Source organism: Colwellia sp. BRX8-9, assembly GCF_014077245.1.
Taxonomy (GTDB): Bacteria; Pseudomonadota; Gammaproteobacteria; order Enterobacterales; family Alteromonadaceae; genus Colwellia_A.
Genome location: NZ_JACGVN010000015.1, coordinates 106,681 through 117,008 on the forward strand (window position 1 = coordinate 106,681; position 10,328 = coordinate 117,008).

Here is a 10,328-nt window from a genome sequence, read left to right on the forward strand (position 1 = left end):
CCATTAATAGCCAATTGCTATTTGTCATGCTTGAATGTCTTTTTATTTTTTTATCAGAAAATAATAATGAGAAGTCGCCGTAATAGCCCAAACTTAAAATCAATTTAACTATTATTTAAACAAAACCTAACGCATAAATTAACCGGTAGTTGTGTTTCACTGAAGAGTATCCGTAACATGATAGAAATAATGCATTAAAAAGTATATGAAGGCTAATGTCAGGAAGGTACAAAGCCGAACTAATATTGAAACTAAAAAGCAGTCTATAGAAGACTGCTTATAGCCCAAACTCTCAGCTTACAATTTTTATGCAACGCTATGTAAATTCAAAGGTAGTTTGACACTAAACTTATTACAGATTTAAATCTACAGAGCACTTTTTCGTTGATATTTCCAAATTACGCAAGTTCAAAATAGTTTTCACACAGCCTGAGCCAAAAGCTGACATTAACTTTTGAGTTACTAACGGCTGTTCAGAGCCTATTGCAGCCGTTAGCTAAATGCGATTTATTACCTCACAAATGGCGGTAATGTAAACTCGATTTCTTTGTCTTCTACTGGCTTGTCACTCAAGAATATTTTAATCGTTTCAGTTACTTTGGGTGATACCATAAACAAGTTATGACCTGCATTATTTACCGTTACTTTTGTTAAGTTACTCAAACCTGCTGTAGCTTCATATTGCGACTGTACATATGTTCTTCCGTCTAGTGTGCCTGTTAATAATAACGTCGGTACGTCACTTTTTGGCTTAGTGCGGAAATCATCACCTAAGTCTAAATTTGGAATAACTTTGTTTAAATGCGGCATTGGGAAATTCAGCATTTTACCTACTAATGAAGCTGGAGCTTGTTGCTCAATTAAGTTTAATCGTTCGTCTGAGACGCCTGATGCGACATCCATTCCAAACGACATGATGTCGAAGCTGATTTTAGAGTCCATAAAACCAGCACGTTCGATAACGCTAGGTAACATTGCAGTTATTCCACTATCAATACCTGAGTATATTTGCAACAGCATAGACACATAGCGGTGCGGATCTGAAATCATTGCAGACGCTATTCCTTGCATGTGACTTTTTTGAAATAAGAACTCAATTGGCTCACCGTCTTTTTGCGGCATTGTTACTGTAATAGGGTTAGCTTCTAATTTTCTGTTTACACGTTTTACTAAGCCAATAACATCAGGATATTCTGCTTTGGCTTTAGGCTGTTGATTAATAGCTTGCTGCAAACGCTTAAAATACCCTTCGGTTCTGGCTGGTAGTTTTACTGTTTGGTTTAGTCCTTCCGCACTGGCAAGTACCATTTTGTCTATGTGATTTTCCATCACCTTTAGACTGGCAAGTGCTAGATGAGTACCATAAGAAATGCCCCATAAAGTAAGTTTGTCAGCCTGTAGGTGTTTCCTTAAATCATTTAAGTCGTGGGCACTTTGCACTGTAGTATAACCAAGTACATCAGCGCCTTTTTTGTTCCAAAACTCAACACACTCTGTTGCCGCAGCACGATAAATCTTGGTCACTTGTGATTCAGATAAACGTTCATTCAATGGTAAAGATTTTTTCGATTCACACTTAGGGACAATGTGCGACTTGCCTGTTCCACGCTGATCTAAAGCGATTACATCGCCAAACTCTCTTAACGCCATAAATAGTGGGAATCGAAAATTTGGGTACTGCGCAGTAGAAATACCTGAGCCTCCAGGTCCTCCCGACAAATAAACTATAGGTGACCCTTTTTTATTGCCAGTGGCAGGAAAACGTACATAGGTCAGTGGAATGGTACGGCTATTTTTATCGTTACGGTTTTCCAATACCTGAATAGAACCTTCGTAAGCCATCACTGACTGCTCACCACTTTTGAATTGAATTTCTTTCTCATTGCTAAACGTCTTGGCCGCAAAACTGTAAAATGACATTAATGTGACTGTTAATAACAACAAACCAACGGTTAAATTTTTAATATTCATAATTTCTTCCTTAGAGTTTTAATGTCGTCACTATTGCTTAAGTAACAAATAGATGCATTCATAACTCGTTGAAAGGCATGTTTTTTTCCGTTTATTCCGTTAAGTGGTATAAACTAATCGGTAAATGGTCGAGCAAAACGACTGAATTTTTAATATAATATTTAACATGACAATACGTATTTTTCTACTTCAACTCTGTACCATCCTGTGCTTGTATTCTGGGTTTGGTTTTTCACAATCATTAGTGACTATTAATCTAGACTCAGTCATTATCTGCCCGATTACCTCTTCCTCTAATGTGATACCCAGTTTTAGTGAACGAGAATGTAAAACAACAAACGCTTGGAAAATAGATCCTCAAAACACAGCTTTATGGGTAAAAACAACCGTCAATGTTCCTGAATATATGCTGAAAGATAAAAATCCTCACAGTGTTTATATTTCAGGTAAGGCGGCGAGTAAGGTCTATTTTAATGGTCAATATTTAGGAAGTAACGGCTCACCTAATGTTATTCCTAACCTAGAACAGGTAGGTAAAATAGATGCAATGTTTTATGTACCCGCTAATTTAATAAAACCTAAAATCAACGAAATTATTATAAAAATGTCATCACATCACGGATTTTTAACCTTAAGCAACCCGCTGAATTTTATCGGTTTTGGCATCTACTCCGACCCTACTTACTTTATTCACCGGAATTTAGGTGTATCAATAGTGCCGTTAGGTGCACTCCTGTTAGGCGCTATTTACTTTTTGGTGGCTAGTTTCAGCCCCAGAAATCGCGCAAACAATTTGTTGTTTTTATTGATGACCTCGTTTGCGTCATTACAGCTATTTGCCGAAATATCCCGTTCATTATTTTCTTATCCGTATCCATTTCAGGATGTCAGACTGTTGCTCATTGTTTCGCTCTCGCTTCTATTTGGCTTGTGTTTTTTGACTTTTATTATTTTAAAATTAGAAAAGAACAAGCCGTATTTGTGGGTTTTTGCAGGTGGCAGTTTTAGTTTATTAACTGTGTTGTTAACCCCTGGTTTTGACCCTAAAACCGCTTTGGCGATATTTGTCCCAAGTGCGATTAGTGCCACACTTTTAACGACTCAAGCTGTAAAGACCAAATCAAAAGAGTGGGCAATTTATGCTGCTGTGTTTGTTTTGTTTTCAGTCACAATTGTATTAACGTTAACTACCTTTCACGATGTGCTGTTTTATTACATCATTACAGGGGTGCTAATATTACTATTTGTTCTTCAAGCGCAAAAGCTCAACCAAGAACAAAAAGACAAGGAAGCAGAACAAGCCTTAGTCGCGAAACTGCAATTCAAACTAGAACAAAACCAACAACAAACTGAACCAAGTACAATCAAAATTAACAGCGCGGGGAAAATAGAGATCATCGCCAGCAACCAAGTGGTGTTTTGCAAAGCTGCGGGTGATTACGTAGAAATAAATCTAAAAGACCACCAACAGCGCTTGTTTACAGGCAGTTTAAAAGAGTTAGAGTCTAGCCTTCCTAAAACATTTTTAAGGGTGCATCGTTCATATTTAGTGAATGTGGAATTTATTAACAGTTTGAATACCAAAAGCTCACAACAGTCTGAAACATCGGGTGCAGGCTTCCTGCGACTGCACGACGCAGTGGAAGTCCCCGTAAGTCGAAGAATTATGCCTACGGTGCGAAACTACATAAAACAAAGTTGAGTTTAGAATACTTGCAACCTATATGCCTCTCACTTGATAGACAGGGGCAGGTAAACTTTAAGCCATGATTACATTTATTGTAGATCGAATGTCGAAAATCTAATCTTAGACTAAACACATTTTGGGACAGAAATAAGTATCAGCGAATGACCGCTATGTCGGAACACTTGTCGCTAGATGAGCCAAAGCTAACGTATATATTCGTATCTTTGTTAACATTAAGCTAGTGATCATTAGAGACTTCTTCAACTAGCCATAAGCCGACATTAGCTTTTGTGCATCCTAGATCATATTTAGCAATAATATTAGCCAAGATTTCCTGCTCACTTGTGGGGATGGTTTAAGCCCAAAACTGCTGTTGGACTTTCATTTCTAAACACTAACTTTTACCTTATTTCTTACATCCCACAAATTATTTCGGTATTTCAAAATCACTTTGGAAACAAAGCAGAAAGACACAGTGTTCGAATTTAGGCTCCCACTGTTAATCTATATACGGGCATAAAATAAGGGCGAGCCATTACTTTATTGAGTTCACAATGAAATTTAATTGACTTAAAATCGTCCAGTTTCAGTTGACCATGATACTAAAAATTATAACTAAGTTTTAGTATCGTCTGGCGTCCTCGTGCAGGAAATGCTTGTACGTTTTCATCTACTCCTAAAGATGTATGTGATGATGTGGCATAGCTCTCATCAAGTAAATTTGAAATAGTTAACGATAGACTTACTTCTTTTGATAGTTGATTTTTTATATGGCTATTTAACAGCCACAACGAACCTTCGTCTAATACTTTTACCTTAGAGCGCCAATTACCATTGAGATTGAACGACCAAGATTGGTATTGGTAATAAGCACTGAAATTCAACAAACTATCTGGAGAAAGATCTTCCGACTTGGGTAGTCCTGATGATTGTTCCAAGTGTGTTTTGTTTTTTGATAAATGAGTAGCAGAAGACACTAATCTAAAGCTATCTATTGGTTGCCAAATCAATTCTAATTCAATACCTTCAACATCATTTTTAGCAATATTATCTAACGCATGGACCCCATTTTCATTGGCTTTATAACCTATAATATTCGTTTGTCTGTTAGAAAATAACGTTGCCGTAAACTGTGATTGTGTATATGAATGTAGATAAACAATTTCGGTGGTGCTAATTTCACTGGCTTCTAAATCTTGGCTACCTTGAGTGAGACCACTCTCTTCATCGTACATATCGCCAAGCGATGGGGCTCTATAAGCTTGACCATGAAGAAACTTAATCGTTTGTTTTTCATTTAAATGATGCACCAAGGCAAACCTAGGCATAAGTGCACTGTTAATATCGTTGTAACCATCATATCTAAGGCCCGCTGTCATTTGCAGAGCCGACGTTACTTGCCACTGCGTTTGCAAATAGGCACTGGAAATTTCTCGTTTTTTATCTAAAACTGTTCTTTGTTCGTCTTGATCAAACGTAATCACTTCAGGTAGTTGAGAAGAATCGCCATATATATCGAAATTACTTCTTAAATAAGCGTCAGGAACCTGACTTTGAGAGTAAGACAAGCCAGTATTTATTTTAAAATCTTCGTTTAATTGATATTTACCATTTAAAGCAAAATCTATCGCATGATATTTAAAGTCGGTTCCAAAGAGAAAGTCCACCTGCTCAAAGGGCACTTCTCCCTTGGGTACCAATGCACCCAGTTCTCGTCTTTTTGCTTGCTGGTAACTAGTACTAATATCCCAACTCATTGTCTCAGAATTATATATTCGCTGATCTATACCGGCGATAAAATGTTGTAACTCAAGGATGTTTACCCCATCTCGTAAACGTCTAAAAAGATAATAATCGGATCTTTTTGTATCCAAAAGTTGAGCAAATAATTTTGTATCTTTATGAGTAAGATAAGCACGAAGTTGAGTAGATTCTCTAGGATCACGTGTAGTTGTTTGAATTTCATTACGGTCGAAAACATCATTATAGTGATAACCATCATCCTTGAACAAAGACAAACTTGCTCCTAACTGCCAATCTCCTAATGTGTGTGATGTGTTTATTAATAATTTTTGAGCACCAAAGTCTCCCAATCCCACAGAGATTTTATTTTGGGGCTTAGTTAAAATATTAATAACACCACTAAATGCATTCGAACCATATATTGAAGAACCAGGACCTCTAATGATTTCAACCCTTTCAACATCAGCTAGGTCCATAAATTGAATAAAGAAATTAATGCCACCCGTATAATCATCATTCACTCTATGGCCATTGAGTAAAATAAGTAGTGTATTGGCGTATGTTTGTGCGTGACCACGCATGACGATATGTGATTGGTTTCCTTCGACCGGATTAACCATACTATAAAAACCGGGCACTTGACTGATAAGTTCAGTCCAAGAAGTAATACCCATTTTATCAATATCATTACGGGTAAAAATAGTAACCGAAGAAGGACTGTTTTTGATTGTTTCATCATTTTTTGATGCGATTGAAACCTTCAAATTAAGTAAATCAGTTAATGACAAGTCAAATAAATCTATCGACTCTTCGCCAAAACATAAAAATGGAATAAATAAAAGGGTAAATAAGAAATATTTGATTAGATTCATACAAACTTTAGATTATTCCACAAATGTCTGAATTATAGTTTAAATATTAAGAATAGGTAATTATTTAAATGTAGTTACATAGTTAATTCAGCCACCTAATTAACTGAACCTGTGGCATATTTTTTGTAACTGTCCACTTTATATAAGGTCGGCTTGTCGGATCTCCTGTCTTTAGCATGTAAACTCTCATGACGGCTTTGGTGGCTTTATTGACTATTAAGATGACGGTAGCTCAACGTCTAATGAACACTCTAAACAGCTTAAATATCTATTGATGCTACGTGCGCTAACGTATCTTTGTTAACATTGAGCTAGTGATTATTAGAGACTTTTTCAGCTAGCCAATTGCAGACATTATTTTTTTGTTGAATCATGGTCATATTCATGACAATTCTAACAAAATTTACTGCTTATTTGTGGAGCTGGTTTGAACTACATTGCTGTCTTTGAATATTCGTATCGGAAGGGGAACCATATACCATATTACTGATATTACTGATATTATATTGTCTAATTTAGTATGTTGTATATATTCACTTCGCTCATAAAAGTCGGCACGTTCATAGTCAAAATTACTTAGCCTTTACAAACTGACATATTGCTTGGGAAGTGATTTTTTTAGTAGTGAATCGCAAGGTGAAGGAGGGAATAAATACCCCTCCGGTTTTACTTCATGGCCAGTTATAATTTTGGTTTTATTACATTAGTATTTTACTCTGTGAATATGCTTATTTGGATTCAATCTCTTTAATCACAGTAACAGCGTGTTTATTGTCAGGTTCTAACTCTAATGACTTTTTATAGCTTTTTAATGCTTGTGCTTTTTGATCGTTGACGAGATAAGCTTCACCTAGACTGTCATAAGCATTGCCTGATTCAGGATGTTCAATGGTATTAAGTTTCATAATTTCAATCGCTTCAACAACTTTATTTATTTCTAGTAGTTGATAACCCATATTGTTTAGGTGATGTTCTGCAAATTCATATTCATTAGATTTAGATTCTTTTAAATCATGATAAAGCCGAATAGCTGAGTCGATACCTTTTTCTTTTATAGTTTTGTATAAAACACTAACAATCGATTTTTTGGGCTCGTCAAAAGCTTCACCATACAGAATTCTAATGATGGCATCAGTCATCTCATTAAGGGCAGCTCCGCCAGTATTATTAAGTTGTACAATCATATGTTTATCCTGAGGTAATCGAGTGATCAGTGTTTGAAATCCATTGATACCACCACTATGGGCTATTGATTTAATTTTATGGTTTGGTTCAGTTAATTCAATATCTTTTACTCCCCAACCGTACGAATAGTTTTTTAAATATGGAGTGAACATTATTACTTTGTTTTTATTATTCAGAAGTTTTTCGGTATAAAGAGCTTGATCCCATAAATATAAATCTTCAACAGTCGAGTAAACTGAACCTGCGGCGTAAGGTAATGACATGTCTAAATAATTAGCATTTGTGTATCCGTCTAATGAATTAGTATATCCACTTGCTCTATTCTTAATTAGTGGTTTTGCGTTATCGAAACCAGAATTTTTCATACCTAACGGAGTAAATATTTTTTCTTGTAAAACATCCTGATAAGTTTTTCCAGTGACTTTTTCAATAATATTACCCAGTAAGAAATAACCTGAATTGTTGTATCTAAAAGTAGAGCCTGGTTCAAATTCTAACTCCCCGCTACAATATTTTTTAGTAAAATCATCAACACTGTATGGGTCTCGACTAATATCACTGAAGAAGTCTGGTAAACTGGTGTAACTGGGAATGCCTGAAGTATGTGTTAATAAATGATGAACTGTAACTTTATCACCCGTATCTTTTCGGTAATCGGGAATATATGCTGTTATTTTTGCGTCTAGTTTTATCTTATTGTCTTGCACAAGTTGCATAATCAACATGGAAGTGAATTGTTTGGTTAATGAAGCTATTCTGAACTTAGTATCAGGTGAATTAGGAATATTCCATTCCATGTTGGCCAAGCCATAGCTCTTTTTAAAGATAATTTTTCCACTCTGTGACACTAACACCGAGCCAGTAAATTTTCCGTAATCATTATATTTTTGTACTAAATTTTCGATTTGAGATTTTTTTTCGTTTGCAAATGCATTATTTGCAGAGACTAAAAGTGTTAGTGTTAAAAATAAAAACACCCGAAAAGTGAGTTTTGATTGTGGCTTTATCATGTTCATCCTTATTGATTAGATATAGACATTATCCTAGTTACTTTATATAAAAAATGAAAGTTGATTTAAGGAGAACAATTAAAAAATACATCTAACATTTTGATGTGTGTTAATTTATTGTGTTGAATTTCTTCTGTTTTTATTGGGTGCGTTAACTTTTGAAATAAGAAGATATTAAAAACCAAGAGCCAATTTAATCACTCACACCTCCAGCTAACTTACTCAATAGAAAAGAATTGTTGAAAAGTTAGCTTTGTAAGTCCAACTTGTAATAACTGCGCTCAAGGCAACTACGGAAGTTAAAATTTATTACTAGTCACTTCTATACTAAACAGAGTGAACGTTACAAATTGAACATAGAACGACTGCTATGCTGGCTTAGTGGTCTTTCAGGGTAAAGGTAAACCTGCGCCTTCTAAGCACAGCAAACAGATGGAAAAATATATTGATGGTAATGTCAACAATCGTATCTTTGTTAACATTAAACTAGTGATCATTAGAGACTTCTTCAACTAGCCAAAAGCTGATGTTGGCTTTTGAGTTACTATCTGTCGTTCATAGCCTATAGCTGCAATTATCGAGACTAAGAGCTAAGTGAATTTGCGTCCAAAGCTGAATACTTCCTAGGACTAAATTACTTACGCATACCCAAAAGGAAAATTACTTTTAGAGATTTGATGCGCTTTTTATTTTATTCAGCTCCTTATTTACTTTACTAATATTTATCGTTCCCTTTCTAAATGCTATATACACAGGGAGTGCATAATTCTTAATAACATCAACATCCACTTTAAAATTAGGATGTTGATTTTGTAATAAATATTCACCTACAATTTGGCTGGTAATAACTACATCTACTCTTTTTGCCACTAACATTTGAAATAAAATGTCATTTGATGGTAATTTATGTATTGCTGCATTTTCCAGCTTATGCACGCTGGGGATATCTAAATGTAAATTTATACCTCGATGCACGCCAACTGTTTTATTAGATAAATCTAAATTAATATTATGATCGCCTTTAGCAGCGAATAAGGCAATTTTTGTCACATGTGTTGGTATGCTTGTGTAGTCTAAATACTTTTCTCTATCTGGAAACTTTCCTAGTGAGAAAAAACAGTCATAATTATTTCGTGAGATTTCGACCTTTAATCTAGCCCAAGGTAAATTGACTATTTCGATGTCGATTTCGAGCCTCTTGAATAGTGTCTGAATGAGATCTATATCGGAGCCAGTAAATACCTTTTTGGATTTATCAAAAGTAGTATAAGGTGGGTAATGGGTTGTAGCACAAATATATTTTTGAGTGCTATTAGCATCAGTAGCGGCTATTAAAAGACATAGTAAAATCAAATTTGATATAGAATTTTTTAGTGACATAAGCTAATAAAGACACATAAATAAATTATAGTCATATTATATAATTAAAATTTGGATTGAAAGTGAAGTTTCAAAGCTTATTAATCTAACGTAATTGTTACTATCACTTAATGAACGGCAACCCTTCTTTTTTTAAAATATAGTTGACCTACTCATGTCAATGTCTTCTTTATCGGATCACTTGTCACTCGATAAGCTAAGGCTAAGGTCTTCTTTCGTATCTTTGTGAACATTTAGGCAGTTACTTCTTCAACTAGCCTTGAGTTCAAATGGTCAATGCAATGCTATCCTTAAACAAAGGAGCGCAGCTATGAAAAGAAGAACTCGTATTATCTATACTGCTCAGCAAAGAGCATTAATGTGGGAAAAATACCAACAAGGAAGTACGCTTAATGATATAGCTCGATTGTTTGACCGACATCATCCTTCTATATCCCGCATTATAGCGGCGACTGGAGGTATACGACCTAACAACAAACA

The 10,328-nt window shown here is 35.2% G+C and carries 5 protein-coding genes; 1 reads left to right on the top strand and 4 read right to left on the bottom strand.

Features of this window, described 5'->3' with window-relative positions; genetic code table 11:
* Positions 1–510: 510 nt before the first annotated feature.
* Complete coding sequence (locus H4J70_RS13670; protein WP_182251291.1) at positions 511–1,971, bottom strand: alpha/beta hydrolase; 1,461 nt, start codon at positions 1,969–1,971, stop codon at positions 511–513.
* A gap of 166 nt (positions 1,972–2,137) precedes the next feature.
* Here H4J70_RS13670 and H4J70_RS13675 point away from each other — a divergent pair, with 166 nt between their 5' ends.
* Positions 2,138–3,673: a LytTR family DNA-binding domain-containing protein gene (locus H4J70_RS13675; RefSeq protein ID WP_182251292.1), complete on the top strand. Its 1,536-nt coding sequence runs from the start codon at positions 2,138–2,140 to the stop codon at positions 3,671–3,673.
* 587 nt (positions 3,674–4,260) lie between these two features.
* On the opposite strand, the gene H4J70_RS13680 is transcribed toward H4J70_RS13675, so the two are convergent.
* The 3 genes from H4J70_RS13680 to H4J70_RS13690 all read right to left on the bottom strand — a co-directional run bounded on the left by H4J70_RS13680 (position 4,261) and on the right by H4J70_RS13690 (position 9,848).
* Positions 4,261–6,273, bottom strand: coding sequence for a TonB-dependent siderophore receptor (locus tag H4J70_RS13680; RefSeq protein WP_182214272.1), 2,013 nt, complete (start codon positions 6,271–6,273; stop codon positions 4,261–4,263).
* Positions 6,274–7,001: 728 nt separating this feature from the next.
* On the bottom strand, positions 7,002–8,468 hold the full coding sequence (locus H4J70_RS13685) for a serine hydrolase (RefSeq protein ID WP_182251293.1): 1,467 nt from the start codon (positions 8,466–8,468) through the stop codon (positions 7,002–7,004).
* A gap of 666 nt (positions 8,469–9,134) precedes the next feature.
* Positions 9,135–9,848 carry an ABC transporter substrate-binding protein gene (locus H4J70_RS13690; protein WP_182214268.1) on the bottom strand — a complete coding sequence of 238 codons (714 nt, stop codon included), beginning with the start codon at positions 9,846–9,848 and terminating at the stop codon, positions 9,135–9,137.
* Positions 9,849–10,328: the final 480 nt, after the last annotated feature.

Excerpts from the sequence above, each read along its gene's own strand:
- H4J70_RS13670 (WP_182251291.1), bottom strand. The coding sequence starts at position 1,971 with ATGAATATTAAAAATTTAACCGTTGGTTTGTTGTTATTAACAGTCACA.
- H4J70_RS13675 (WP_182251292.1), top strand. The coding sequence starts at position 2,138 with ATGACAATACGTATTTTTCTACTTCAACTCTGTACCATCCTGTGCTTG.
- H4J70_RS13680 (WP_182214272.1), bottom strand. The coding sequence starts at position 6,273 with ATGAATCTAATCAAATATTTCTTATTTACCCTTTTATTTATTCCATTT.
- H4J70_RS13685 (WP_182251293.1), bottom strand. The coding sequence starts at position 8,468 with ATGATAAAGCCACAATCAAAACTCACTTTTCGGGTGTTTTTATTTTTA.
- H4J70_RS13690 (WP_182214268.1), bottom strand. The coding sequence starts at position 9,848 with ATGTCACTAAAAAATTCTATATCAAATTTGATTTTACTATGTCTTTTA.